Below are 23,944 nucleotides of genomic sequence, written 5' to 3'. Positions count from 1 at the left end.
AAATGTAAATGGGATTTTTTTATCTAAAATCTGTTTTAAACTTTTACGTTACGCTTTAAACTACCTCTTCACGCTCCAAATTGAATATTTCTTCGCCGATGCTATCAAGTTTATTCAACACCGTTTCCGAACCGGATTCTTTCATTACATCCAATTCAGCCTCTGAAATAGGTACCATCCATAAAAACAAAATATCTGAATTATAAAAAGCAGTAAAATTTACTTTTGGTAAAACTTTTAATTTATTAGTAAGAACTGCATATTTAAACTTCTCACTTACGCTGGTATTAAAACCTACAGTATGTCCTTCTGCCAAAAAAGTAATATAATCCCAAGGTATGGCTGTAATACCGCTTACAATACTCGCAACGCTCTGTATTTGATCATTTGACAATCCCGACTTCAAAATAACCCCAAGCTCAATTCGATTAACTTTGGAAGGATTTTCATGATACATCTCAATTTTCGGCTGTGGTCGTAATGAAACTGCTACAGTTCCTAAAACAATCTTTTCTGTACCTTCAAACACATACAAACCTTTTGGAGGCCATTCTGAATTATCAATTGCATAGTATTTTTCGCTTTTCCCGAATAATTCATCATAACCATTTAAAATTTCCGGCTGTAAAACCTGAAAAGGATTTATTTCTTTATCCCATTCTTTTAAATCTGCAATTGCACTATCAACTCGTTTGTGGAGCTCATTATCCTCTGAAAGTTCCCAGGCAAAATGCCCTTCACCTTTACAGTCACGTGCATAACCATAAAATCCGCCATCACCTCCCCAGCCAGGAATTATACATAAAATCTCTCCGTTTTCTAATAAAGCAGCTCCATCTCCCTCCTCTAACCAAACAATTTCCAGATTCTTCTCCACAAGTTTATCTTGCCCTTCAGGAAATGCACAAAATTCTTTAGTTAACATGGGCGGAACACCTTTTTCCATCAATTTTGTTTCTAACTCTTCTGGCGCAACGGTTAGATTTCTAACCCAACAGCTTTTCACACCAAAATCTTCATGATCACCAAATAAATAAAAATAAACAGTTCTATTATCTTGTTCTGCAATTGCAGTTATTGGACAACTAGGACTTCTTGATTCAAGGATAACTTTAGGTTTTTCAATCGTATTATTGCTTTTATTAAATAACCTCATAACTTTTATTATATTTTTTTAAAGATTAAATTTCATAATGAAGTAACGAATTTTTATTCTCAAAAGATATTTTTTTTAATAAACAGCGTTTTTTGAACTAACTAATATTACAATAAGTTAAAAATCCCATCAGTAGTTTGAAAATTACTGATGGGATTTTTATGTTTTAGAACCAGATTGACTGGTGCAGAATATCATCGATAGAATTATTTTTTACAAAGAGAATCAATCTTATAAAATGATAGAAAGCTAAAAAATAGGCTAAACTGTAGGCTAGTTTTCTATTGTACATATATTTCGTAAAGTATTCTTTTTTGGTAACAATTTCAGTGACAAGCACTATAATGGTCAACCAGCAAAAAGCAATTACAAACGGACCTAATATGTGATAGCTAATCGATTTATAAAGATCTCCGTGGTAGAAATACACTAATGATTTTGTTATACCACATCCAGGGCAAGGAAAACCGGTAACCATTTTGAAGGGGCAAAAAGACTGGTCCGATTCGAGATGATCGTTATGATTGTCGATCATTAAAAAAAACGGAACTATCAGTGTAATTGCTGCACCGATAATTCCGTAAATTTTACGTTTTATTCTACTATTATTTGTATAATCTGTTGATATCACCTTGTACGATCATTGCTGCTGCAATAGGAAAAAAGAAACCTAAAACAATTAATAAAGTAGACTGATCTTTTTGAAGTTCACCTGTTCTTTCATAAACTTTTGGCAATGCTTCTTTTCCAGCTAAGTAGTAAAAATAGATATTTACCGGCATACAACAACCTGCAAATATTGCGATAGGCTGAGAAACTACTTCTTTTTCAGCTACAGCATTAAAAACCTCTGCTACTTTAATATTCCAATAAATTAAATATAACCCGCAAGTTAAAAAACCAAAAACCAATACCATGATAGGATCTACTTTGAATACTGGAATAGGCTCGTTAAAATTTGACGTTTCTTTAAAATTGTTTTCCATTTTATTATTTGTGGTATTTAATTAGTTTATCCCTACTCTTTTAGGATTTTCGGCTACTCCTTATTATAATTTTTTGTTAAAACAGCAGCAATATTAAATAAAATTTATCTTAAAAACTAATAATAACCATCACATTTAAAGAAATCAATTTTTATGTAATTATAAAGTTATTTTTTACATCAATTGATATTAATTCTAATGAAAACAACAAAGTTGCTATCTAAATAGGGCTTTAATTTTATCTACAATTACCTGCGCCAAACGTTCATGACTTTCAAATGTCCATCCTGCAATGTGTGGTGTTAGCAATACATTTTTGGCTTCCAGTAAATATTGAAACGCTTCTGGAGTGTTTTTATCCTGAAAAAGTGTTTCAAAAGAAAGTTTCTCATACTCCAAAACATCTAAACCTGCCCCCAGAACTTTTTTAGCCTTCATTGCTTCAACTAAATCTGCCGTAACAACATTTTTACCACGCGAAGTATTTATAAGCCAAAATGGCTTCGAAAATGCATTTATAAAATCGTGGTTGACCATTTTATCAGTTTCGGGTGTCCAAGGCAAGTGCAAACTTAAAACATCCGCTTTTTGTTGTAATTCCTGTAAAGAAACTTGTCGTGCATTTTCATCACCAACATTTTCTAAAATATCGTAACATAGAACCTGTGTATCAAAACCACGAAGTTTTTTTGCAAATGCTTTTCCCATATTACCGTAACCAATAATCCCAACTGTCTTTCCATCGAGTTCATGGCCACGATTGCTTTCTCTGTTCCAATGACCGCTTTTTATTTCGGCGTCAGCCTGATTCAGATTATTGAATAATGATAAAATAACACCTAGAGAATGTTCTGCAACAGCGTTGCGATTACCTTCCGGAGCCGCTATAAGACTGACTTGCATGCTTGTAGCATAATCACAATTTATACTTTCGAGACCTGCACCCACTCTGGCAATAAATTTTAAATTGGTGGCTTTGTCTAAAAATGTTTTATCAATTTTAAAACGGCTTCTGATTACAATTCCGTTATACTCATGAATTTTTGCTTCGACTTCTTCTTTAGACGATTTAAAATCGGCATGATTCTCAAAACCTGCTTCTTCTAATTGTGCCCAAAGAATGGGATGATTGCTGTCGATATGTAGAATTTTTACGCTCATAAATTAAAACTTAGATTAGAACAACAAAGTAACAAAAAAAGCCATTTATTATGGCAACAAAAGGAATTCCGTCAAAAATACGTAAATTAGCACAAAAGGGAATTATGAAAAAGATTGGCTTAATTGGTGGAATGTCATGGGAAAGTTCTACATTATACTATCAAATAATAAACCGGAACATTCAGGAAAAACTGGGAGGTGTTCATTCTGCAAAATCTGTATTATACTCTGTAGATTTTAATGAAATTGCCCTGTTACAAAAAGAAGGAAACTGGGAGAAATTAGCTGAATTAATGATCGAGGCTGCCCAAACACTGGAAAAGGCAGGCGTAGATTTTATTGTTTTATGCACCAACACCATGCATAAATTATCTGACGCCATAGAAAACAGCATTAGCATTCCGCTGGTTCATATCGTAGATGCAACTGCAGAAAAAATTAAAGAACAGGATTTTAGAAAAATTGGCTTGCTTGGGACTTCATTCACAATGGAGCAAGGTTTTTTTAAAGACCGTTTACTCGAAAAACATCAAATCGAAACGATAATACCTAATGAACAACAACGAGCAGACATACATCGAATCATTTATAACGAACTTGTCAAAGGAATTATAAAAGACGAATCAAGAACTATTTATTTAGAAATAATAAAAGATTTGATAAAAAATGGTGCTGAGGGAATTATACTCGGCTGTACCGAAATTGAATTACTGGTTACTAACCACTTTACTAATGCCAAATTATTCAACACTGCTGAAATTCATGCAAAGAAAGCGGTTGAATTATCACTAGAATAAACTTTACACACAACAATGAAATTGACCAAAACTTTTACAGCATTCTTTGAAAACGAAAAATCCGGAGGTATAATCCTGCTCTTTGTAACCATTGCTTCTCTTTATCTGGCAAACTCTTCATTTCAGACGGAGTATATATCACTTTGGGAAAGCGAACTGGGCGGACACTCCATAACGCACTGGATCAACGATGGTTTAATGACCATTTTCTTTTTACTAATCGGACTAGAATTGGAACGCGAAATATATCATGGCGAATTATCAAGTATAAAAAATGCCTCTTTACCAATCATGGCAGCCTTTGGCGGAATGCTGGTTCCTGCCGCTACCTTTCTTGCTTTGAACTTTGGAACAGCGACACAAAGCGGAGCCGGAATTCCTATGGCGACAGATATTGCCTTTGCAATCGGAATTTTATCTTTATTAGGCAGCAAGGTTCCTGCTTCACTAAAAGTATTTTTAACCGCCTTAGCTGTTATAGACGATTTGGGCGCTATCATTGTTATCGCTGTTTTTTATACCTCAAGTATTGCATTTGTTAATCTTGCGATTGCATTAGGAATCTGGGCATTCTTATTTGTTTTAAACCGAATGAAAGTTCAAAACCTGATTCCGTATTTGATTGGAGGTGTCGCAATGTGGTATTTTATGCTTCATTCCGGTGTTCACGCTACGATTACGGGTGTTATTTTGGCTTTTGTTATTCCGTTTGGGGACGGAAGCGAAAATTCAACATCGTATAAATTACAGCATTTCCTTCACAAACCGGCTGCCTTCATCATTTTACCGCTATTCGCAGTTGCAAACACTTGTATTGCAATTGCCCCAAATTGGTATCAGGGCTTAACAAACAGTAATTCTCTGGGAATTATTCTAGGTCTTGTTATCGGAAAACCACTAGGTATCGTGCTTTTTTCTTCTATAGGTATAAGTTCCGGTTTATGTGCTTTACCCAAAAGCCTCAAATGGCCTCATATTGTAGGAGCCGGAATGTTAGGAGGAATTGGTTTTACCATGTCTATTTTTATCACACTCTTAGCTTTTGACAATCCTGAAATAATCGTGTCTTCTAAAATCGCCGTTATCATTGCTTCTGTGCTTTCGGGAATTCTAGGTTTTGTGTTTTTAAAATCTATTTTAAAGAAAGAAAAAAGCGGCGAATCAAATTAAATGCAACATAAAGTTTTTAATTAAACAAAATATAGTAACACAAACATATAAAAGATGTTACAACAAAACAGCCTCGATTTTAGAGTATAAAATCGAGGCTGTTTTTATTTGAATATTTTTAGAAACCTATCCTTTAATTTGTTTTAAAGAGGTTTTAATTCCTTTTATCAGAGAAGAGCTGAAACCATTGTGCTCCATTTCGTTTAAACCAACAATAGTACAACCTTGAGGTGTTGTTACACGATCGATTAATTGTTCCGGATGTACTTTTTCTTCTAATAACATTTTAGCTGCTCCTTTAACGGTTTGCGCCGCGATTGCTAAAGCGGTCTGAGAATCAAATCCTATTTCGATTCCTGCCTGCATAGAAGCGCGAATGTATCGCAAAGCATAAGCGGTTCCACATGCACCAAGTACAGTTGCGGCATCCATTAGTTTTTCATCGATAACCGGAGCAGTTCCTAAATCCTGAAACAAGCTTACAATTGGCAAGGCTTTTTCTTTGTCTTTTTCAGGAAACGAAATACAAGTAGCCGATTCGCCAAATTGTGCTGCGATATTAGGCATGATTCTAACTACCGGAAAAACATTATTTGTTTTTGCCTGAAGCATTTCAAGCGAGACACCACTTACTGCCGAAGCAATTGTTTTGCCTTCTATCACCGGCAGAATCTCTGCTAAAACAGTATCTACCTGATACGGTTTTATGGTTAAGATCACCACATCAGCTTCCTGAATATTATGTTTGTTATCAGATGAGACTGTTATTCCGTACTCAGACAAATACTGAATAGCGGCAATATTGCGTCTTGTAACGGTTACCTGATTGTTTTTTGAAAACTTTGCAATTCCTAAGGCTATAGAAACGCCCAGATTTCCGCCTCCAATTATGTGTACTTTCATGGCTTATTTTTTGGCTAATTAATAGTCTGTTTTTCAGCCACAAATTACACAGATTTTAGAGAACTTAAATCACTGGTATCTATTAATTTGTTGCAAAAAATTTAAAATCCAAGAATCAGTTTGGCTACTCCAAAGTAAAGCATGATTCCAAAAACGTCGTTGGTTGTGGTAATAAAGGGCCCTGTAGCAATTGCAGGATCAATTTTATTTTTATTTAGGAAAAGCGGCACTAAAGTTCCTAAGGTTGCAGCAAACAAAATAACTACAATCATAGAAATGGAAATCGCAATTCCTACCAAATACTGTTGGTACATAAGCGAATGGTATGCTAACAGTAACAATGAAATAATGGTACCTGATATCATAGAAACCGTAATTTCTTTGGTAAAATAACTGCGGCTAAATTCCTTTAGAGTTCCGTTTGCTAAACCCTGCACTACAATTGCCGATGCCTGAACACCAATATTTCCGGCTGTTGCAGAAAGTAACGGAACGAAAATAATAAGTGTAGAGTATTTTTGAAACGTAAGTTCATTTCCTTTTAAAACAAAAGAAGCTACAATTTCGATCACCATTCCGATAAGAAGCCAAGGCAAACGCGCTTTTGTTAATTCCAGAACACTATCGTTAGATTCAACGTCTTGCGTAATACCCGCTGCTAATTGGTAATCTTTATCAGCTTCTTCCTTGATTACGTCTAAGATATCATCGATGGTAATTCTACCTACCAAACGCCCTAACTCATCTACAACAGGAATTGCTTCTAAATCGTATTTTTGCATAATACGCGCCACTTCGACATCTTCGGTATCTACGTTTACGAAGTTTAATTTTCTTATGTAGATATCGCCAATTTGTGTTTTGGTAGAAGTCGTAAGTAAATCTTTGAGGGATAAACGGCCTTTTAATCGGTTTTCATCGTCTACTACATAAATCGAATGCACTCTGGATACGTTTTCTGCCTGAATACGCATTTCTTTTACGCAAGTAAGCACATTCCAGTTTTCATTGACTTTTACAAGCTCTTTTCCCATTAAACCTCCGGCAGAGTTTTCGTCGTAACGCAACAAATCGACAATGTCTTTTGCGTGCTCTACATCGACCATCTCCGAGATTACTTCTGCCTTAATATCTTGCGAAAGCTCTGCGATAATATCTGCCGCATCATTGGTTTCAAGCTCATCAAGCTCTTCTGCAATTTCTTTAGGCGAAAGTCGGCTTAAGATATTTTCACGCAAATCATCTTCTAACTCAAGAAGAATCTCTGCGGTTTTATCACTATCTAAAACCTTAAAAATATAAGTTGCTTCGTCAAAATCCAGTTCATCAAGGATTTCGGCTATATCAGCATGGTGCAGATCGTTAAGTAAAATTTCAAGTTCCTTGTCGTTTTTATTAACAATATGTTCTTCTAATTGCTGAATTAAGTCTTTACTAACTTTGAACTCCATCGGCTTCTATTTTTTGAGTCAAAACAATAAATTCGTCCACGCTAAGCTGCTCAGGACGTTTATCAAAGATAGTATCTAATCGAAGATCATCTGATAAATTTAATGTTTTCAAACTGTTACGTAATGTTTTTCGTCTTTGCTGAAAAGCTGTCTTTACTACTGTAAAAAATAACTTTTCACCACAAGGAAGACTATAATCTTCCTTTCGGGTCATTTTCATCACACCCGATTTCACCTTGGGAGGAGGAATAAAAACATTTTCATCTACCGTAAACAAGTACTCTGTATCATAGAAAGCCTGGGCTAATACAGATAAGATTCCGTATGCCTTCGAGCCTTTTTTCTCGCAAATTCTTTCTGCTACTTCTTTTTGAAACATCCCTGAAAACTCAGGTATCTGATGTTTGAATTCTAAAGTTCTAAAAACAATTTGTGTCGAAATGTTATAAGGAAAATTTCCAATAATAGCGAATTGCTTATTTTCGTAAACCTCATTTATATTGTATTTCAGAAAATCCTGAGAGATAATTTTATCTTTTAATTTTGGATAATTTTCACCCAAATACGCTACCGACTCGGTGTCAATCTCAATTACATGCGTATTAATTGGTTTATCAAGCAAGTATTTAGTCAACACACCCATTCCTGGTCCTATTTCTAAAACCTCATCATATCCTTTTAAACTCAACGTATCAGCAATTGCCTGAGCAATACTTTCGTCTTTCAGGAAGTGTTGTCCTAAATGTTTTTTAGCTTTTACTTTTTCCATTTTTTCTTATTAGATTATTAGAACTTTAGATTCTAAGATTGTTAGATTACTCGATATTTCGAAAAATCTATTTTTTATGTTGATTATTAGATTCTTATATTTTTCGAAATATCGAACTATCAAAGAATCTAATAATCTAAGAATCCACCCTAATGTTCCGAAATAACCTCCAACTCGGTTCTGAAAGAAAGCATTTTATCCGCAAATAATTCCAGTGCTTCTTGTCTGAATTTTGGTGCATGATCTAAATAATACTCCTCCAAAGTTGCTTTACTGTCTGTAACATATTGAACGGAATAGGTTTGCCCGCCCATTTCTTCTTCAACCAGCACTTTTACAATTCGTGCCGAAGAAAACTTTTTAGTAGCCAAGACTTCCGGTATATGTTTTTCCTGCATCCATTTTAACCATTGGTCATGAACACTCTCGTGTATATTTGTTGTAACGTTATAAATTATCATTTTTTCTAGATTGTTAAATCACTTAAATTATTAGAAGGTTAGAATTTTTAAAAATCTGAACGCTCTAAAAACTTAATTAATCTGAATTATAAATTAGTATCTCCTCTTAACTGTCGGTATTTTTTTCTGGCATTTACAAAATGAATACTATCCTGATGATTAAAAATCACCTTTTCGTATAAAGGCTTTGCTTTTTCAGGATCGCGTAACTCATCGTTATAAATTTCTGCAGAAAAAAACAAAGCTTCATCGACATATATTCCGTCACTATGATTATCAATTATCTGTTGATATTGACTCAAAGCCGACACATAATCCTTCTGAATTTCAAACACTTGACCTAAACGCAACAATGTTACAGCTTCTATTTCCTGTCCTTTGAAAGACTTTAAAATATTCTGAAACTGTGCAATCGCTTCCGGTTTTTTATTTTGATACATCAAAAAATCTCCTTTGGCAAATTGCTTTAAGGCTGTAAGCGTCGAATCTGCGGCTATATTATCGTTTATCAATAAAAAGTATTCCAGTGCATCATTGGCAATCAATTGCGTATTTGCTGACTTTAATTCTTTAAACTGTTTTAATGCCCAGTCAAAATCTGTTTTAAAATAACTTGTCTTTGCCGCTTTTAAACTTGCTTCATGAGACATGACATCATTTTTTAAATCTAATTGAATTTGCGAATAATAAATAAGCGCCTGATTGAACTTTTCCTGAAGAAGTAAAATATCTCCCAACTCCATTTTAGCATCTGCACGCTGATATTCGTTTAAATTAAGATCTAATGCTTTCTTTACAATTGCGATCGCCTCCTCAGGTCGTTTACAATTAAAAGCCAAAAAATGTGCCTGAATTAATTGCAAAGATAAGGTAAAAGGGCTTATCTCGTAAGTAACGAGCAATTGTTGTAATGTTGCATTAATCTGCGGATAATCTTTTTCCTCTCCTTTTTTTATTTTAATCTCCATTAAACTTGCATTGGTATCAATAAGTAAATCAATGTTTTTAGTATTTAATAGAATAAAATTCAGAATCTCCTCAGCGGTTTCTATATCATCTTCATTTAGCGCGAATCTGCTTAGGTTAACAATACTCATCAACGATTCCGGTTCTCGCTTGTAGATCGCTTTTTCCTGAATAAAAGCTTTTCCAAATTCTTTCTGCTGTACATAAAACCAACTTAGATAATGGTTCCAGAAAACATCCTGTTCTTTTTGAGTTTTGAGAATTAATGCTTTTCGCATTGCATCCTTAAAAGCGGTATTATCTGTTTCACCATTCATGAAACGTGACAATTGCGTTTGAATCAGGTTTGTATTTTGCGGATTCTTGAATGATTCTGTCAATAAAAGATCGATCATCTTATCGGTTTGCCCCAATTGTCCGTACAGCATTCCGATCTGGAAATTGAAATTATAATTGGGCTGCAGCTGCATCGCTGTTTCGTACGATTTTAAAGCATACTCTAGCAATACTTTCTTTTCGAATGAATTTCCTATTCCGTAAACATCATTTGGATTGGTCTTAATTTTATCTATTGCCTGATCGTAAAAACTCTTCGCTTTTGAATCATTTTTTTGCAATTGATAATTATATCCCAATTCCACTAAAAAGACACCTTGTTTGTATCTGTTGTATCGTTCCTGAATTAGTTTTTGGGCTATATCAAACTGTTGCAACTGCTGATAACAATCTACTGTTCTTAAGAAATACTGCGTATTAGAAGGCACACTTCTTAAAAGTTCTTCGTAGCTTATTTTGGCTTTTTCGAAATCGCCTTTATCGAAGTAATATTGCGCTAGCTGCTCGTTTTGTGCCAAGGCAAAAGTAGACCACAACAAAACGATATAGATAAAGATATTTTTCATATTTCAGTCTTTTTTAAGTTGTAGTTTTATTTGCCATTAAAACATAATTTATTGTTTTTCAAAAACATAAATAACAAAAACTAAACCATTACTTTATTTCAACACTTGTTTTTGATTTCCAGATCACCAGAGCTAAACCAATTAAAATGAAAGGAATACTTAATATTTGTCCCATATTAATTAGCATACTATTCTCAAAAGCTTCCTGGTTTTCTTTAAAAAATTCAATAATAAATCGAGCCAGGAATACTAAAGTTATAAAAGTTCCGAAGATTAATCCGTTTACATTTCTAAAACGTTCTGTTTTATACATCTGTAATACAATAAGCAAGATTATGAAATAAGCAAAAGCTTCGTATAATTGCGTCGGATGCCTCGGGATCATATCGTCTCTTTCAAAAACTACTCCCCAATTTCCGTTAGTCGGTTTCCCGTAAATTTCAGAGTTCATAAAATTCCCTAATCTTATAAAAACTGCGGTAACCGGAACTCCAATTGCCATTTTATCTAAAAGCCACAAAAATTTTACTTTGTATTTACGGCAATATAAAAGCATTGCGATTAACACTCCTATTGATCCACCATGACTTGCTAAACCTTGAAAACCAACAAATTTATAAACTCCGGCTATCTTTTGAATTGGTAGTAAAATTTCTATCGGATGTTCTAAAAAATAGGCTGGTTCATAAAATAGGCAATGTCCTAATCTGGCACCCAAAATGGTACCGACAATGACATAAACCAACAAACTGTCGAGATTATCCAGCGGAAGACCTTCTTTATTGTAAATATTTCTAACAATGTAATATCCCAGTAAAAGTCCACATGCAAAAAGAGCTCCATAATATTTTAGCGGAAAGCTGTCTGTAATCATATAAATAACAGGATCTACATTCCAATTTAAAATTCCGTCCATCTTTTGCTGTATTTTATTGAGGTTATTATTTTAAACTAAGAAACCTAACAGATTTTTAAAACCTGTTAGGTTTAGTATTTCAAAACTATAAAAGTTTTAGTTTATGATATCGAATCCACAGTAAGGACGTAAAACCTCAGGAATTACAATACCTTCCGGCGTTTGATAGTTTTCTAAAATTCCCGCAAGAACTCTTGGCAAAGCCAATGAACTTCCGTTAAGTGTATGTGCTAATTGGTTTTTTCCATCTTTATCTTTGAAACGTAATTTCAAACGATTTGCCTGAAAAGTTTCGAAGTTTGAAACTGAACTAATTTCTAACCAACGATCCTGTGCTGTAGAAAATACTTCAAAATCATACGTTAACGCTGATGTGAAACCCATATCGCCACCACAAAGACGTAAAACTCTGTATGGTAATTTAAGTTCATTCAGGATTTCTTTTACATGCTCTACCATCCCGTCCAAAGCTTCATATGATTTTTCAGGATGTTCGATACGTACAATCTCTACCTTATCAAACTGGTGCAAACGGTTTAATCCGCGAACGTGTGCTCCATAAGAACCTGCTTCACGACGGAAACATGGCGTGTATGCTGTATGCAATACAGGTAAATCAGTTTCGTTTAAAATTACATCACGAAACAAATTCGTAACCGGAACCTCAGCCGTTGGAATCAAATACAAATCATCAACTGTAGAGTGATACATTTGTCCTTCTTTATCCGGTAATTGTCCTGTTCCGTAACCTGAAGCTTCGTTTACCAAATGAGGTACTTGTACTTCATTGTATCCTGCAGCCGTATTTTTATCTAAAAAATAGTTGATTAAGGCACGTTGCAAACGAGCACCTTTTCCTTTATAAACCGGAAAACCTGCTCCTGTAATTTTCACACCCAATTCAAAATCGATGATATCATATTTCTTTACCAATTCCCAGTGAGGCTGTGCACCTTCATGCAAAACCGGAATATCTCCTTCCTGAAAAACATTTAAATTGTCATCCGGAATTTTCCCTTCAGGAACAATATCTGCCGGAAGGTTTGGCAATGTGTATAATTTATTCAGCAATTCAGCTGCTAAAGCTTCTGCTTTTTCGCCTAATTCTTTACTTTTTTCTTTTAGTGATACCGTTTTTTCTTTTAAGATAGCGGCTTTCGATTTCTCTCCTGCTTTCATCAATTCTCCGATATCTTTGGACAATTTATTAGATTCTGATAAAGTATTGTCTAATTCTACTTGTGCAGCACGACGGTTTTCGTCTAATTGCACTACCTCTTCTACAACACTTTTAGCATCGATATTTCGTTTTGCTAAAGCCTTGATTACTTTCTCCTGATTCTCTCTAATAAATGCGATTTGTAACATAGCTTGGTTTTTATAACTATTGTATTTTTATATAAAGGAAGCAAATTTAAGCAAATGTTTGCTAAGATCATTACAAAGTTTATAGTTGAGGGCGATTTTTAAAATTACCCATGCCAAGTACTGTTTTTAATATCTTAAAATCGTATCAAGAAAAAAGATGACTTCCCGGAACAAGCCTGATTAAATTAGTTGTTTTTTTGTTTCCCTAGGTATGTTCTACCAATAATTCTTTTAGTTGTGCCGTTTTTAAAAACGTGGCATAACGTCCTGAAAGCAATAACATTTCTCTTTCAATTGGTTCTATACGCAGCTTTGTTTCTACATGAGAAGTATATTCATAAAGAACTAAAATCTGCGAAGGACTCAATTTTGCAAACTTATCTCTGTTTAATGTAGCCAAATTAACATTGCCGTTCAGATCTTTCTTAAAATTACCTTCGCCAAAATTATTTATTAACTCGAATCTAAACCGCTGATACAATTTTTGCCAGCTTGCGGCGTCATTGTTCGTGTTTTTTAGCTCTATAACTAAATTTTCATAAGGCTGATCTTTTTCCAGCTTCCGTAAGTGATCTCTTAAAGTGTTAAAACCAATAATCTGATAATTCGAAACCGGAATATTATACTGTTCTAGCATCCTCTGAAGATCTTTTTCAAAAGTGATATACTTTGTATATACGGTATACAAAGAGGCTGTTTCTAACAATGTAAACAAGCCAATTTTTTTATCGCTGATGTAAGGACTCTTTTTGCCCCTTCCTATACAGTCGATAAAAAGTGCTTTTTTATTTCTATTATCTACGGCATTATCACTCTTTAGCAATTCTAACAAAGTTTTATATCCTGTATTATCTGAGACACCGCCATCAACAATGCATAGTATTTTTTCTTTATCTTTAATTCCAAATTTAACTTTTGGAAGCACACCCGGAAAAGCTGAACTTGCTGTAATACCATACGTCAAAGGAAAATCGTAACCATTATTTATTTGATTTTCATTCAGCGAGAGTATGCCTTTATTGGGTGCCAAAGAAGATTCTAATTTTAGCCCCCTGATAATATGTGGCATAAATGGAATACGTTCTCCATTATTGTATGCTGAACCATTTGCTACCATAATAGGCAAATATGGTTTGTTTTGGCTGTCTTTAGCAATAAAGAAATCAGACAAAACCATTTGTTGATTAAATTTTTCAGGATTGTCAGGATTATCTCTGTCATATTGCAAAACTTCAAAATCTAAGCGTTGACTCATCGATATTTTTTCTCCTCTTTCGTTTTTGTAGTTGTTCAGCAAAGTAAGTATGCCGGCTGATTTATCAACGTAATCTTTATAAGCGCTGCCTTTAGAAAAATAAAACTTGTTAAATGAAATTTTATCCTGATAAAGTTTGTTTTTCAGAATCGCCAGATAATATCCTGCAGAAAAACAGCCTCCTGAAACTGTAGAAAAATAATCAATCTCGGTTAGAAAATTACGACTGGATTTTTTTTCTTCTATTTCTTCTAAACCCAAAAGCACGCCCATACTAAAAAATTGCGATCTTGATCCTCCGCCTGAAATTCCAATTCCCAGAGCTATATTGGGATTCTGGTATTTTGCATCACGTTCCTGAATCGATTTGTAATCACGCAAGCTGACACTGGGAATAGTATCGTACTGGATTTCAGAAAACAACTTAATTTTTTTCTGAGAAAATCCAAACTGAAGACTACAAACAACTAAAACACAGGAAATCAAATACTTCATAACAACTTTATTATACAATAAAGCGAAGTTACTAAAGAAAAATATTAGATAAAGACAATTATCTGACACTTAATAATCATTTAATTACCAATAAATAAAAACCTATGGTAAGGAGTATCATTCTTTAAATAATTAAATTGCACTTAAAAAAACAACCATGATAAATATTGACCACTTTATCGAAAATTTTTCAACAATCTTCAAAAATCAATCACAGTTAGCGCCTTGGCAAATTACTAATGACCTCAAGATTATAATAGAAAAAATGATTTTAGATCTGGATGATAATTATGTTATTAAGGATCAGATTGCTATTCATAAATTAGCAGTAATAGAAAACAATGTTACAATAAAAAAGCCCGCTATTGTTGGTGCGAATTGCCACATTGGTGCCAATGCTTATTTTAGAGAAGGAGTTTATTTGGCTGATTCTGTAAAGATTGGTCCCGGCTGTGAAATCAAAAACAGTATTATTTTCTCCAATAGTGCAGTTGCTCACTTTAACTATATTGGAAACAGCATTATCGGAAGAAATATAAATTTTGAAGCAGGATCAATTGCCGCCAATCATTATAACGAACGCGCTATCAAGAAAATTTCTGTACTTTATAAGGGAGAAGTCATCGAAACAAATTCAGAAAAATTTGGCTCACTTGTTGGCGACAATTCAAAGATTGGCGCAAATGCTGTATTATCGCCGGGAACTATACTTTCTAAAGATTCAATTGTAAAAAGACTGGAATTGGTTGAGCAAGTTCCATTGAAATAAAAAAACTAAGCTCTCTTAATCTCATGTCCCACAAATTCCTCTAAAGCAGCAAACATATCATCGACCGAAAGAACTTCTGTATCAGGATGAGATTTTAGAAAAGCAGCATTCAATTCGGCTAGATTTTCATCCAATTCATAAAACAAATCATTGTTCAACAGATCACGAAAAGGATTTGGCCCTTCAAATTTTCCTTTTAAAAATTTCCCTAATTTTATAGTGCTTTGCAAACGCAGTTTTCTGCTTTGCTCCTGAAACAATGCCAAATGCTTTTCGGCACCAATCAAAGCCAAAGCTTCTTCAACCAATTCGTTTAGTTCTTTATTCCAACCTGAATCATATACAAATCTTGCAAAATTGCCTTCGGTATATTTTGAAGTATAATAATCTAAATAGTAACTCATCAAAGCATCTTCGTGAATTAAATCGTCGTCGATTTTTTCCTCACGCATCAGGTTAATTACCGAAATATTAGAATTAACAACATCCTGAGGATTTTCGCTATCTGCTGCCGTTTCTGAAATTATGATTCTGCCGAATTCCATTTGAGTCTGTTTTTTGAGATTATGAATGCAAATTTCTGTTAAATAAAAACAGAAATGAAATTCTATCTTTAATTTCTTCTTTATTCTTCCTTGCTTTCGTTTTTCATAGCATTCATTTTGGCAACCAAAGCTTTCAAACGCAATGCCTGGGCTTTTTTCTCTTCCTGAAGTTTTGCTTTTTTTCGGTTTAGCAATTTGGTATGCAAAGCCTTGTTTTTAGTATTTTTTTCGGGTCCTTTTGCCATGATTTATACCTTGTTATGAATTTGCAAAGATACAAAAGTGTTTTTGAGGAAGAAGAAAGAGAAAAGAATAAAGAAAATAGAATTGTTGAATTATGGCGTTTCCCTGCGGGTCGGGCTATTCGCTCCAAGTCCTCGCCTCCCTTCGTCCGGCTGTGGGCTTTCTGCTGCTATCCCTAACGCAATCACATTTCATAGATTATAAAAAAACACCTATTTCCACATAAACCAAATGTTATCAATACATTACAATTATTTAATTTTAAATTGATGTTTTAATTCTAAAAAAAATAAAAAAACACTTAATAAAACATATACATTAGCACTTTTTTAACCCAAATCAATCATTATTCTAAAAATTTATGAAAAAAAAATTACTTTTTTCATTCGTTTGCATCGGTGCTTTTTCCTTAACCGGATGCTCAACAAACGAAGCAATAGTATGTTACCTGCCTTCTAACGAAATTACAAGCAACTCTCCACTTGTACCCGGAGCTACGCTATTGTTAGAAGCTTCACCAAACGAGAGTTTCGAGGTAACTTACAATTGGTCAGGACCAAATAGCTTTAAATCAAATTTAAAAAATCCGATTCTTAGCGATATCACTACAGCTATGGCGGGAGAATATAAGTTAAAAACAACAAAGGGAATTTGCGAAAGCACCGAAAGTTCAATTCTTGTTGAAATTAATGCTCCAATTATCTCCTGTAATCCTACTAAAAATACCATGATATTTGAAGGAACTACATTTGCGCCAATTACCTTTAATTCTGTTTACACGACTAATAACACTGACAACTTTACCTTGCAAGCCGGAACTTTAAGAGCTGATCTTACCATAGAATTTGCAAGTGAAGCAAAACCAACTCCGGGAATTTACAGTATCTGCAGTAGTTGTCCAACATCTTTTATGGAGGATAATGAAGTTTGTGTAAGCTTAAATTATCTTGAATTTTCACGTGCCCGAAGTGGATCTGTGTACATATCTTCAACAAATGGAAAATTGACGGCTGTTTTTTGCAATGTGCTTTTCGAGCAATCTTCTTTTAAACTGAATTCATCAGCAACTATAACCGAAAGATAAAATGAAGAAATTAGTTATAATGCTGCTCTTTACTTTTTCAGTTTCTTTTGCTCAAAACTCTTATATCGTTAGTAAAGAAGGAACTAAAACCTTTATTACAGATAACCGTGCTGAAGTTATATTAGTCGACAAGAGAATATCTTATGTAAATGTTGGGAAAACCTGGGAGAAGTACATCAAATTCGATGATCTTGATTATGCAGTGATTGGCTCCAGTTTGCTAAAATCATTTCATCTAAACCAAAAGAGAAGACCTGATGTGTATTTCGTATATGGAGAAAAAGAAGATAAAAAACTTATTGGTGTTGCTATAACGATGACCTCTTCGCAAGCCGGTATGGTTACAAGCAAAGTACTTTATGAATTATATGTAATTGATAACAGCGAAACCATTTTAGATCAAATTGTATTGACCTCCACAAGTTCATCAAAAAACATAGAAACACGCAAAGAAATAGCTCCCATGATTAGAAAACATTTCTCTGATTGCCCTGACATCATGGCAAAAGTTCAGAAATATGATATCGCTGATGAAAAAAACGCGACTATTTTTTCCTTTCTAACTGACACAGAATATATTAATTGCAAATAACACCTTTAATAATGAAAAACCAAATATTACTTTTTATAAGTGCTTTCCTTTTTACTTTATCTATATATAGCCAGGCACCGAGAGGATTACATCTTGCCGCAGGTTTTGCTCAAACCAATCTAAAATCATCTGATTTAATTACCGAATCACAACCTGGTTTTTATGCGGGATTACACGGCGTTATGGGCTATCATGAAAACTATAATTTTCAAATAGAATTTACCTATAAACAAAACCCTTTAGATGTAAAATATGTAGAAGATACATTTGAAGAGGCTAAATCATCAAAATACAAATACTCAGACATTAGTCTTGGTTTATACATCAACTATTACATTTTAAAACCTGAAGAGGATAAATTTTATGTAGGACCGCAAGCGGGTGTCTTTCTATCTTATGTAGATGCTCTGACACCTTCTAAAGGAGCAAATGCCGATTACCAGTATTATCTGCCTCATTTACTGGAGGAATCTGATTTATCTGATTCTACTAAGTATAATTATGGTTTTGGTGCAGGTTTAACGGGCGGATATAATAATTTCAGATTCGATTTAAGATACAGCTTAGGTTTGGCAAATGTATTACAAGATGTAGAACTAAATAGTTATAGCAGTACAAATACGTATACAGGACCAACGCTTCAAGGGAAAACCAGTACAATATCATTTGGAATAAGTTATAATATCCTGCATTAAGATTTTCCTAAAAAATCTTTCCTAAAAAGCAGCATTGCCTAAAGCAACATTTAAAATTAATGCCCGTAACAAGTTTACATTCAATATTTAAAAATGAAATCGTTAACTTTTACGGGCATAAATTTACAATCTATAACCTATATGATTTTGAAGAATGTAACTAAAAAAACAACAGTGGTATTGATTCTTGCAGTAATCGCCGTTGCCGTTGATTTATTTTTTGCCTTATCTTTGTTAACCGGAAATTCATCATCAAGCATAGAAATGGGTATCTACTTTTTATTGAGTCTGATTCCTATTTTTATACTAGTAGTAATAGATCGCATTCTGATTCAGAAGTATGGAAATCAAAAAGTAAATAAAGTTCAGTTTTCCATCCTGATATTGATACTGTTTTTATGGTTTATGGGAGAAATACAATAGCGATTTCGCAAGATTGAAAACAAATTAGCAGCATGCTTTTTGTGGAAATTGGTTTAAAAAGAAATTATGAGAGAAGAAAGAACAGCATTAGAGTATTATGTATTAGATGTATTTTCAAATACAAGCTATAAAGGAAATCCTTTATCAGTCGTTTTTACAAAAGGCATTCTTGATCTTGAAGTATATCAAAATATTTCTAAGGAATTTGGCTATTCTGAAACTTCTTTTGTTTACTATTCATCCTCGCAAAAAGCGCTGAATGTGCGTTCCTTTACACCCACAGGATTTGAAATAGATGGTGCCGGGCACAATTTGTTAGGTGCTGTTTGTGGTGCATTGCTAAAAAGCAAATCTATATTTCATGAGCAAAACGAAAACAACCGTTTTGTTATCATGAAAAATGCTCCAATACCAGTAAGTGTAAGTTTTGATCCTGAAACACAATACCCAATTGTACAAATGCATCAAAAATCTGCCGTAATTAAACAAGAGATTCCAACTTACAAAATCGCAGTAGCACTTGGTTTAAAAATCGAAGATTTAGATATTCATCATTACGTTCCAACAATTGTTCAAACCGAAGTGGCTCATACCATGGTTCCCATCAAAAGCAGTAAATTGCTTAATGAATGTGTTCCCGACCTGCAATTGCTGATTGAAATTTCGAAAGAATATTCGTTTGAAGGATTTTACTGTTTTACACTTACGGGCGAAAGTGAAGACTATCTAGTCGAAGCCCGCTTTTTTAATCCTATAATTGGAATAAATGAAGATCCCGCTACAGGAACTGCAGCCGGACCTTTAATTGGATTCTTAACTAAAAACAAGTATACTAAACTCAATCAGGAATATAAAATTCTGCAAGGCGTTAAACTAAAACAACCTTCGCTTATTGAGGTAATGTGCAGAGAAAATGATATTTTAGTCGGAGGCTCGTCTATCATTACAATGCGAGGAGAACTATACTATTAGTTTATTGTTTTTTGTTAATTGTTTATTTGTTGAATCGTTTAATCGATTGTTGCTCAATTCTTCAATCTTTTAATCATCCAATCTTTAAATTTCAAATCTAAATTAACTCGTTTTCATTGGAGGTAAATCAAATGCGATAGAATCGTGTTCGAAGTTATTACGGTGTCCACCATCGCAAAAAGGTTTGTTTGCAGATAAACCACAACGGCAAAGACCTAATGCTGCTCTTCCTTGTAGTCCGTAAACTGTTCCTTCTGAATCCATGATTTCAAAATCACCTTCTATTTTTATAGAACCATTTTTATTGATAATTAATTTTGTCTTGCTCATAAAATTGCTTTGTTTTTTAGGCAAAGATTGCAAAATATATTTTGAAGATTTAGCATAAAACCGTGGTTATTATTGTTTCAGAGACTAGTTTAAATTGGTTCTATTTTGATTACCAATTTCTGTTTATACTAAAAACAGCCCGCTAAATGCCGGCTGTTATACTTTGACTGTATTTTATTGAATACGGTCTATTTTTGAGATTTAGCTTTTTCGAATGAATTATAGACAATACTTTGAATTGTTTTCTCAATTTCTATACGCCCTTGTTCTTCATTTATATTAATTCCGCAAATAGTGCTTCCGTTGTTTTTTGCATGCAGCGTAAGAAAATATACGCCCCCTAATAAAAGAGCTGCTATTGCTCTAATATTTACATCTGTATTGGTAAATTGAGGATCTATTAATTTTAATAATCCTTCCCCAATTTCCTCACGCTTTTCTGCCATGACTCTCAATACCTTCTTATCTTCACCAAGCTCCCAGTGAATAATTTTATGCAAATACCTATCTTTCATTAGCGTGGTAAGCTGGGCTTGCAATAGTTTGTTAAATTCTTCAGCTCCAACATCATTAGGATTAGATAACATATCGTCGATAACAGGTTTTGCTCCTGTTTTCAAAAAATCTTTACTTTGCAGGAATACCTCAATAAGATTATCTATTCCTCCAAAATAAGTCCATACTAACTTTTTATCTACTCCTGCTGCAAGGGCTATATTCGGTGCGGTAAGACCTGTATAACCTTTTTTCTGAATTACCTTTCCAACTGCTTCAACCATTCGGGCCATTGTCCGGGATTTATCCCGAAGTGGTCCCGAAGAAACTTTTCGTTGTTTAGGTACTGCTACTTGTTCAGTATCTTCTGATTTTTTCTTTTTCTCCATTTTTGTTAATACAATTAAACTGGCTTTTGGTTTTGCAATTTCCAATTTTTTCTTGACATAATCAAACACAATCAACGTTTTATAAAGCTGTTCCTATTGTTTTTACTACAATTATACCCATTTGAATATCAGAATATTTCGAATTCAAAATTCGACGTCAGAATATACATATTGAAGTGCAAAACAACTATAACGAAAAGTAAAGAACAGTTATTTTATAACAGTACTAAATTACTTACATGCTTCCTAATTTAACCATAAGAAGCATAAAAATAACGAAACACAAAGGAGAATAGTATTTGGAGTCCATTCTTGCAAACATGCTTTCTTTTATTTTTTTAAAAAATCCAACGTATTTGAAATCACCAATCGCTCTAATTAAAAAAATTAAGGCAATGACGATTACTATTATCTTATTTACTTTCTGAGGAATAAAATCTAAATGCCCAAAGTTTATTAAAAAAATAAAGCAAATAAATCCCATTGCTACAACAAAGCAATCCAAAAAACCTGGGTTAAAAAGAGGCGCTCCTGTTTTGGTGGTTGGAATCGTCTCTTTTTTTCCCCAGTTGCCACCAAAAGCCCAATACAAATGGACGATCGATATGCAAGCAAAAATCAAGGTTAAAACTATGTTCGTTACTACATTCATAATGAATAAATATCTAATATTTTTTTTGTATCTCTATAAGCCAATTGAGAAGGAACAACACTCATGATTGCATTCCTTATCCATATTGCGGCGGTATAATTAATTTGTGACATCTTACCAAACATTCTGCTTCGCTCTACAATCCATGATGCTTTATTGCCTCTTATCTCGTTGAACTTTTCAAATGCCTGATCACTTTTGTATTTTTTTAAACATTCTGATAAAATATAAGCATCTTCTATTGCCTGACATGCTCCTTGCCCCAAATTAGGAGTCATAGCATGGGCTGCATCACCAATTAAGCATACTCCTTTTTTATGCCATTTTACTGGTGTCTTAAAATCCAAAACCTGCCTTGTTGTAATCGTCTCTTCTTCTGTACTATTGATAATATCCAGAATATCCGGATGAAAATCGCTATACAAATCATTAAGCTCATCTATTGTAATAATACTGGAGTTTGTATTGTTTTTATTTCTGAGAGCATACCAGTAAACCTGATGCTTATTAATTTTTACAAATCCAAAGCGTTTTCCTTTTCCCCAAATTTCATTGAGTTCATGTTGATATTTGGTCATTTCGACATTGGCAATTCCTCTCCAGCATATCTGTCCTGCATCACGAAATTTCACCTCTGGAAAACAGTTATTCCTTACCTTCGAATTCAAGCCATCTGCCCCAATAATAATATCAGACTGCCTATGAGTATCATCTTCGAAAATCATATTCAATTGACTCTGCTCCACATTTATTTTATCTAATCGTTTTCTCAAAAAAGTTTCGCTTTTAATCTTTGAACTAATGATGTCATGCAATTTTTCTCTGTGAATGGCAACAGTATTTACATTATATAATTCAGAGAAAGGCCTAATATTAGCACGAGACAGCACTTTCAAATTTTCATTGGTAATATTCATCCTTTGCAAAATGTGTCCCTGTCTTTGTATTTCATCATGCAAGCCTAATTTCTTCATTATCTGCATGGCATTGCACGCTAAAATAATCCCTGATCCTTTCGCAAATTCTTTAGCTGTTTTTGACTGCTCATAAATTTTAAAATTATTATATCCAGCCCGCTCCAAAGCATATGCCAATGTAAGCCCGCCTATCCCCTTGCCGACAATGCTCATCGAAAGTTCATTAATATTTTTCATTTTGTAGGTTTTAAATTTGTTTCTCTCTTCTATTTTTTTCCTAATAAAATAAGGAAATAATTTAAGGGCAATATATCGAAAAAGAAATGCTGCATTCTTTTCTGTGATATTAGTTTAATATAGTACTGATTATCCGCATTAAGATCGATGCTGATTTTTCCGGATGCTGAATAACAAATAAATGCCCTCCTTGCGTTGAGTAATACTCTGTTTTATCAGAGGTATGGCGTTGCCAGTCTACGTAATAATCTATCGTAGGAAATAATTCATCCTGTTCCCCAATAATTACAGTTAATGACTGCTTTAGAATAACATCTGACCAATTTATCGTATTGCTATCTTCAAGGATAGCAATATCTTTCTCCATAATTTCCAATCCTTTTTTCTGAGCTCTCTGAAACAAAAGAGAGGTTCTGTTTCTTTCATTTTTTATGGGCAAAATTTGCGAAAGTAACAGTGTTCTCTGATCTTTAAATGATTTTGTATTTGTAGGTTCAATGAAAAAAGGTGCTTTCATACCAGAAACAATCAACCCTGCAACGTTAAAATTGTTTTCTTGAAATTGGTGTGAAATCAACAATCCTAAAAGAGCTCCTAAACTATGTCCCCAGAATATCACGGGTTGTTGACGGTTTTTCAATCTAGCTTCGACATTTTTACACAGATCACTAATCGCCTCACCTACTGAAGACACAAATGGCTCATTACTTCTCAATCCTCTTCCCGGTAACTCCAAACAATGAATCTCTAATCCCTCAATATTTATAAAACGAGTAACATTAGAAATCGACATCGATGAACCTCCTGCATAAGGAATACAAAATAGTATTGCATTATTACTCATC

Annotated in this window: 27 protein-coding genes; 8 read left to right on the top strand and 19 right to left on the bottom strand. The window is 33.8% G+C overall.

Annotated elements, in window-relative coordinates; translation table 11 throughout:
- Positions 1 to 55: 55 nt before the first annotated feature.
- From B0A66_RS03745 to B0A66_RS03730, 4 genes are all read right to left on the bottom strand, one after another.
- On the bottom strand, positions 56 to 1,156 hold the full coding sequence (locus B0A66_RS03745; RefSeq protein ID WP_089048510.1) for a suppressor of fused domain protein: 1,101 nt from the start codon (positions 1,154 to 1,156) through the stop codon (positions 56 to 58).
- Positions 1,157 to 1,322: 166 nt separating this feature from the next.
- Positions 1,323 to 1,787 carry a DUF2752 domain-containing protein gene (locus tag B0A66_RS03740; RefSeq protein ID WP_095381486.1) on the bottom strand — a complete coding sequence of 155 codons (465 nt, stop codon included), beginning with the start codon at positions 1,785 to 1,787 and terminating at the stop codon, positions 1,323 to 1,325.
- On the bottom strand, positions 1,762 to 2,142 hold the full coding sequence (locus tag B0A66_RS03735; RefSeq protein ID WP_089048509.1) for a DUF4234 domain-containing protein: 381 nt from the start codon (positions 2,140 to 2,142) through the stop codon (positions 1,762 to 1,764). The genes B0A66_RS03740 and B0A66_RS03735 overlap by 26 nt, the downstream gene beginning before the upstream one ends.
- 216 nt (positions 2,143 to 2,358) lie before the next feature.
- Complete coding sequence (locus tag B0A66_RS03730) at positions 2,359 to 3,303, bottom strand: 2-hydroxyacid dehydrogenase (RefSeq protein ID WP_089048508.1); 945 nt, start codon at positions 3,301 to 3,303, stop codon at positions 2,359 to 2,361.
- Positions 3,304 to 3,353: 50 nt separating this feature from the next.
- Between B0A66_RS03730 and B0A66_RS03725 the strand changes: the two genes are divergently transcribed.
- Together B0A66_RS03725 and nhaA are read left to right on the top strand one after the other, a co-directional pair.
- A complete protein-coding gene (locus tag B0A66_RS03725) occupies positions 3,354 to 4,100 on the top strand; it encodes an aspartate/glutamate racemase family protein (protein ID WP_244283382.1) in 747 nt (248 codons plus the stop codon).
- 15 nt (positions 4,101 to 4,115) lie between these two features.
- Positions 4,116 to 5,270 (top strand): Na+/H+ antiporter NhaA, encoded by a 1,155-nt coding sequence (nhaA, locus tag B0A66_RS03720; protein WP_089048507.1) that lies wholly within the window; start codon positions 4,116 to 4,118, stop codon positions 5,268 to 5,270.
- Positions 5,271 to 5,396: 126 nt separating this feature from the next.
- Here nhaA and proC read toward each other — a convergent pair whose 3' ends face one another.
- The 8 genes from proC to B0A66_RS03680 form a co-directional block, all read right to left on the bottom strand.
- Positions 5,397 to 6,173 carry a pyrroline-5-carboxylate reductase gene (gene proC, locus B0A66_RS03715; protein WP_089048506.1) on the bottom strand — a complete coding sequence of 259 codons (777 nt, stop codon included), beginning with the start codon at positions 6,171 to 6,173 and terminating at the stop codon, positions 5,397 to 5,399.
- Between the two features lie 101 nt (positions 6,174 to 6,274).
- Positions 6,275 to 7,624 (bottom strand): magnesium transporter, encoded by a 1,350-nt coding sequence (gene mgtE, locus B0A66_RS03710; RefSeq protein ID WP_089048505.1) that lies wholly within the window; start codon positions 7,622 to 7,624, stop codon positions 6,275 to 6,277.
- Entirely contained in the window at positions 7,608 to 8,393 is a 786-nt protein-coding gene (gene rsmA / locus B0A66_RS03705) for a 16S rRNA (adenine(1518)-N(6)/adenine(1519)-N(6))-dimethyltransferase RsmA (protein WP_089048504.1), read from the bottom strand. Before rsmA ends, mgtE begins: the two co-directional genes overlap by 17 nt.
- 149 nt (positions 8,394 to 8,542) lie before the next feature.
- A complete protein-coding gene (locus tag B0A66_RS03700) occupies positions 8,543 to 8,854 on the bottom strand; it encodes a DUF4286 family protein (RefSeq protein WP_089048503.1) in 312 nt (103 codons plus the stop codon).
- Between the two features lie 86 nt (positions 8,855 to 8,940).
- The gene (locus tag B0A66_RS03695; RefSeq protein ID WP_089048502.1) at positions 8,941 to 10,722 is read right to left on the bottom strand and encodes a tetratricopeptide repeat protein; all 1,782 of its coding nucleotides are present in this window, start codon (positions 10,720 to 10,722) and stop codon (positions 8,941 to 8,943) included.
- Positions 10,723 to 10,810: 88 nt separating this feature from the next.
- Positions 10,811 to 11,638 carry a prolipoprotein diacylglyceryl transferase gene (gene lgt, locus B0A66_RS03690; protein ID WP_089048501.1) on the bottom strand — a complete coding sequence of 276 codons (828 nt, stop codon included), beginning with the start codon at positions 11,636 to 11,638 and terminating at the stop codon, positions 10,811 to 10,813.
- 96 nt (positions 11,639 to 11,734) lie between these two features.
- Positions 11,735 to 13,006 carry a serine--tRNA ligase gene (gene serS / locus B0A66_RS03685; protein WP_089048500.1) on the bottom strand — a complete coding sequence of 424 codons (1,272 nt, stop codon included), beginning with the start codon at positions 13,004 to 13,006 and terminating at the stop codon, positions 11,735 to 11,737.
- 205 nt (positions 13,007 to 13,211) lie between these two features.
- On the bottom strand, positions 13,212 to 14,756 hold the full coding sequence (locus B0A66_RS03680) for a patatin-like phospholipase family protein (protein ID WP_089048499.1): 1,545 nt from the start codon (positions 14,754 to 14,756) through the stop codon (positions 13,212 to 13,214).
- A 157-nt stretch (positions 14,757 to 14,913) separates the two neighbouring features.
- On the opposite strand from B0A66_RS03680, the gene B0A66_RS03675 reads away from it, so the two are divergent.
- Complete coding sequence (locus B0A66_RS03675) at positions 14,914 to 15,525, top strand: DapH/DapD/GlmU-related protein (RefSeq protein ID WP_089048498.1); 612 nt, start codon at positions 14,914 to 14,916, stop codon at positions 15,523 to 15,525.
- Between the two features lie 5 nt (positions 15,526 to 15,530).
- Here B0A66_RS03675 and B0A66_RS03670 read toward each other — a convergent pair whose 3' ends face one another.
- A complete protein-coding gene (locus B0A66_RS03670; RefSeq protein WP_089048497.1) occupies positions 15,531 to 16,070 on the bottom strand; it encodes a DMP19 family protein in 540 nt (179 codons plus the stop codon).
- Between the two features lie 80 nt (positions 16,071 to 16,150).
- A complete protein-coding gene (locus tag B0A66_RS22800) occupies positions 16,151 to 16,315 on the bottom strand; it encodes a hypothetical protein (protein ID WP_165766577.1) in 165 nt (54 codons plus the stop codon).
- A 359-nt stretch (positions 16,316 to 16,674) separates the two neighbouring features.
- Here B0A66_RS22800 and B0A66_RS03665 point away from each other — a divergent pair, with 359 nt between their 5' ends.
- The 5 genes from B0A66_RS03665 (at position 16,675) to B0A66_RS03645 (ending at position 20,079) form a co-directional block, all read left to right on the top strand.
- A complete protein-coding gene (locus B0A66_RS03665; RefSeq protein ID WP_089048496.1) occupies positions 16,675 to 17,397 on the top strand; it encodes a YgdI/YgdR family lipoprotein in 723 nt (240 codons plus the stop codon).
- A 1-nt stretch (position 17,398) separates the two neighbouring features.
- On the top strand, positions 17,399 to 17,989 hold the full coding sequence (locus B0A66_RS03660) for a hypothetical protein (protein ID WP_089048495.1): 591 nt from the start codon (positions 17,399 to 17,401) through the stop codon (positions 17,987 to 17,989).
- 11 nt (positions 17,990 to 18,000) lie between these two features.
- Positions 18,001 to 18,684, top strand: coding sequence for an outer membrane beta-barrel protein (locus tag B0A66_RS03655; protein ID WP_089048494.1), 684 nt, complete (start codon positions 18,001 to 18,003; stop codon positions 18,682 to 18,684).
- A 93-nt stretch (positions 18,685 to 18,777) separates the two neighbouring features.
- Positions 18,778 to 19,107 carry a hypothetical protein gene (locus B0A66_RS03650; protein WP_089048493.1) on the top strand — a complete coding sequence of 110 codons (330 nt, stop codon included), beginning with the start codon at positions 18,778 to 18,780 and terminating at the stop codon, positions 19,105 to 19,107.
- Positions 19,108 to 19,173: 66 nt separating this feature from the next.
- A complete protein-coding gene (locus B0A66_RS03645; protein WP_089048492.1) occupies positions 19,174 to 20,079 on the top strand; it encodes a PhzF family phenazine biosynthesis protein in 906 nt (301 codons plus the stop codon).
- 102 nt (positions 20,080 to 20,181) lie between these two features.
- Here the strand turns inward: B0A66_RS03645 and B0A66_RS03640 are convergent, their stop codons facing one another.
- From B0A66_RS03640 to B0A66_RS03620, 5 genes are all read right to left on the bottom strand, one after another.
- Positions 20,182 to 20,409 (bottom strand): CDGSH iron-sulfur domain-containing protein, encoded by a 228-nt coding sequence (locus tag B0A66_RS03640; protein WP_089048491.1) that lies wholly within the window; start codon positions 20,407 to 20,409, stop codon positions 20,182 to 20,184.
- A 188-nt stretch (positions 20,410 to 20,597) separates the two neighbouring features.
- A complete protein-coding gene (locus tag B0A66_RS03635) occupies positions 20,598 to 21,293 on the bottom strand; it encodes a TetR/AcrR family transcriptional regulator (RefSeq protein WP_089048665.1) in 696 nt (231 codons plus the stop codon).
- Between the two features lie 235 nt (positions 21,294 to 21,528).
- Positions 21,529 to 21,945, bottom strand: a complete 417-nt coding sequence (locus B0A66_RS03630; RefSeq protein WP_089048490.1) for a DUF3995 domain-containing protein — start codon at positions 21,943 to 21,945, stop codon at positions 21,529 to 21,531.
- On the bottom strand, positions 21,942 to 23,075 hold the full coding sequence (locus tag B0A66_RS03625) for an FAD-dependent monooxygenase (RefSeq protein WP_165766576.1): 1,134 nt from the start codon (positions 23,073 to 23,075) through the stop codon (positions 21,942 to 21,944). The genes B0A66_RS03630 and B0A66_RS03625 overlap by 4 nt, the downstream gene beginning before the upstream one ends.
- A gap of 133 nt (positions 23,076 to 23,208) precedes the next feature.
- Positions 23,209 to 23,943 (bottom strand): thioesterase II family protein, encoded by a 735-nt coding sequence (locus tag B0A66_RS03620; RefSeq protein ID WP_089048488.1) that lies wholly within the window; start codon positions 23,941 to 23,943, stop codon positions 23,209 to 23,211.
- Position 23,944: the final 1 nt, after the last annotated feature.

This window comes from Flavobacterium hercynium, assembly GCF_002217285.1.
Classification (GTDB): domain Bacteria; phylum Bacteroidota; class Bacteroidia; order Flavobacteriales; family Flavobacteriaceae; genus Flavobacterium; species Flavobacterium hercynium.
The sequence above is the reverse complement of the archived record's forward strand: the minus strand, read 5'-3'. Positions and strand labels throughout refer to the sequence as shown.

Bases quoted from the DNA above. Each gene is read 5' to 3' on its own strand.
- B0A66_RS03745 (WP_089048510.1), bottom strand. From the start codon at position 1,156: ATGAGGTTATTTAATAAAAGCAATAATACGATTGAAAAACCTAAAGTT.
- B0A66_RS03735 (WP_089048509.1), bottom strand. From the start codon at position 2,142: ATGGAAAACAATTTTAAAGAAACGTCAAATTTTAACGAGCCTATTCCA.
- B0A66_RS03730 (WP_089048508.1), bottom strand. From the start codon at position 3,303: ATGAGCGTAAAAATTCTACATATCGACAGCAATCATCCCATTCTTTGG.
- B0A66_RS03725 (WP_244283382.1), top strand. From the start codon at position 3,354: ATGGCAACAAAAGGAATTCCGTCAAAAATACGTAAATTAGCACAAAAG.
- nhaA (WP_089048507.1), top strand. From the start codon at position 4,116: ATGAAATTGACCAAAACTTTTACAGCATTCTTTGAAAACGAAAAATCC.
- proC (WP_089048506.1), bottom strand. From the start codon at position 6,173: ATGAAAGTACACATAATTGGAGGCGGAAATCTGGGCGTTTCTATAGCC.
- mgtE (WP_089048505.1), bottom strand. From the start codon at position 7,624: ATGGAGTTCAAAGTTAGTAAAGACTTAATTCAGCAATTAGAAGAACAT.
- rsmA (WP_089048504.1), bottom strand. From the start codon at position 8,393: ATGGAAAAAGTAAAAGCTAAAAAACATTTAGGACAACACTTCCTGAAA.
- B0A66_RS03700 (WP_089048503.1), bottom strand. From the start codon at position 8,854: ATGATAATTTATAACGTTACAACAAATATACACGAGAGTGTTCATGAC.
- B0A66_RS03695 (WP_089048502.1), bottom strand. From the start codon at position 10,722: ATGAAAAATATCTTTATCTATATCGTTTTGTTGTGGTCTACTTTTGCC.
- lgt (WP_089048501.1), bottom strand. From the start codon at position 11,638: ATGGACGGAATTTTAAATTGGAATGTAGATCCTGTTATTTATATGATT.
- serS (WP_089048500.1), bottom strand. From the start codon at position 13,006: ATGTTACAAATCGCATTTATTAGAGAGAATCAGGAGAAAGTAATCAAG.
- B0A66_RS03680 (WP_089048499.1), bottom strand. From the start codon at position 14,756: ATGAAGTATTTGATTTCCTGTGTTTTAGTTGTTTGTAGTCTTCAGTTT.
- B0A66_RS03675 (WP_089048498.1), top strand. From the start codon at position 14,914: ATGATAAATATTGACCACTTTATCGAAAATTTTTCAACAATCTTCAAA.
- B0A66_RS03670 (WP_089048497.1), bottom strand. From the start codon at position 16,070: ATGGAATTCGGCAGAATCATAATTTCAGAAACGGCAGCAGATAGCGAA.
- B0A66_RS22800 (WP_165766577.1), bottom strand. From the start codon at position 16,315: ATGGCAAAAGGACCCGAAAAAAATACTAAAAACAAGGCTTTGCATACC.
- B0A66_RS03665 (WP_089048496.1), top strand. From the start codon at position 16,675: ATGAAAAAAAAATTACTTTTTTCATTCGTTTGCATCGGTGCTTTTTCC.
- B0A66_RS03660 (WP_089048495.1), top strand. From the start codon at position 17,399: ATGAAGAAATTAGTTATAATGCTGCTCTTTACTTTTTCAGTTTCTTTT.
- B0A66_RS03655 (WP_089048494.1), top strand. From the start codon at position 18,001: ATGAAAAACCAAATATTACTTTTTATAAGTGCTTTCCTTTTTACTTTA.
- B0A66_RS03650 (WP_089048493.1), top strand. From the start codon at position 18,778: ATGAAATCGTTAACTTTTACGGGCATAAATTTACAATCTATAACCTAT.
- B0A66_RS03645 (WP_089048492.1), top strand. From the start codon at position 19,174: ATGAGAGAAGAAAGAACAGCATTAGAGTATTATGTATTAGATGTATTT.
- B0A66_RS03640 (WP_089048491.1), bottom strand. From the start codon at position 20,409: ATGAGCAAGACAAAATTAATTATCAATAAAAATGGTTCTATAAAAATA.
- B0A66_RS03635 (WP_089048665.1), bottom strand. From the start codon at position 21,293: ATGGAGAAAAAGAAAAAATCAGAAGATACTGAACAAGTAGCAGTACCT.
- B0A66_RS03630 (WP_089048490.1), bottom strand. From the start codon at position 21,945: ATGAATGTAGTAACGAACATAGTTTTAACCTTGATTTTTGCTTGCATA.
- B0A66_RS03625 (WP_165766576.1), bottom strand. From the start codon at position 23,075: ATGAGCATTGTCGGCAAGGGGATAGGCGGGCTTACATTGGCATATGCT.
- B0A66_RS03620 (WP_089048488.1), bottom strand. From the start codon at position 23,943: ATGAGTAATAATGCAATACTATTTTGTATTCCTTATGCAGGAGGTTCA.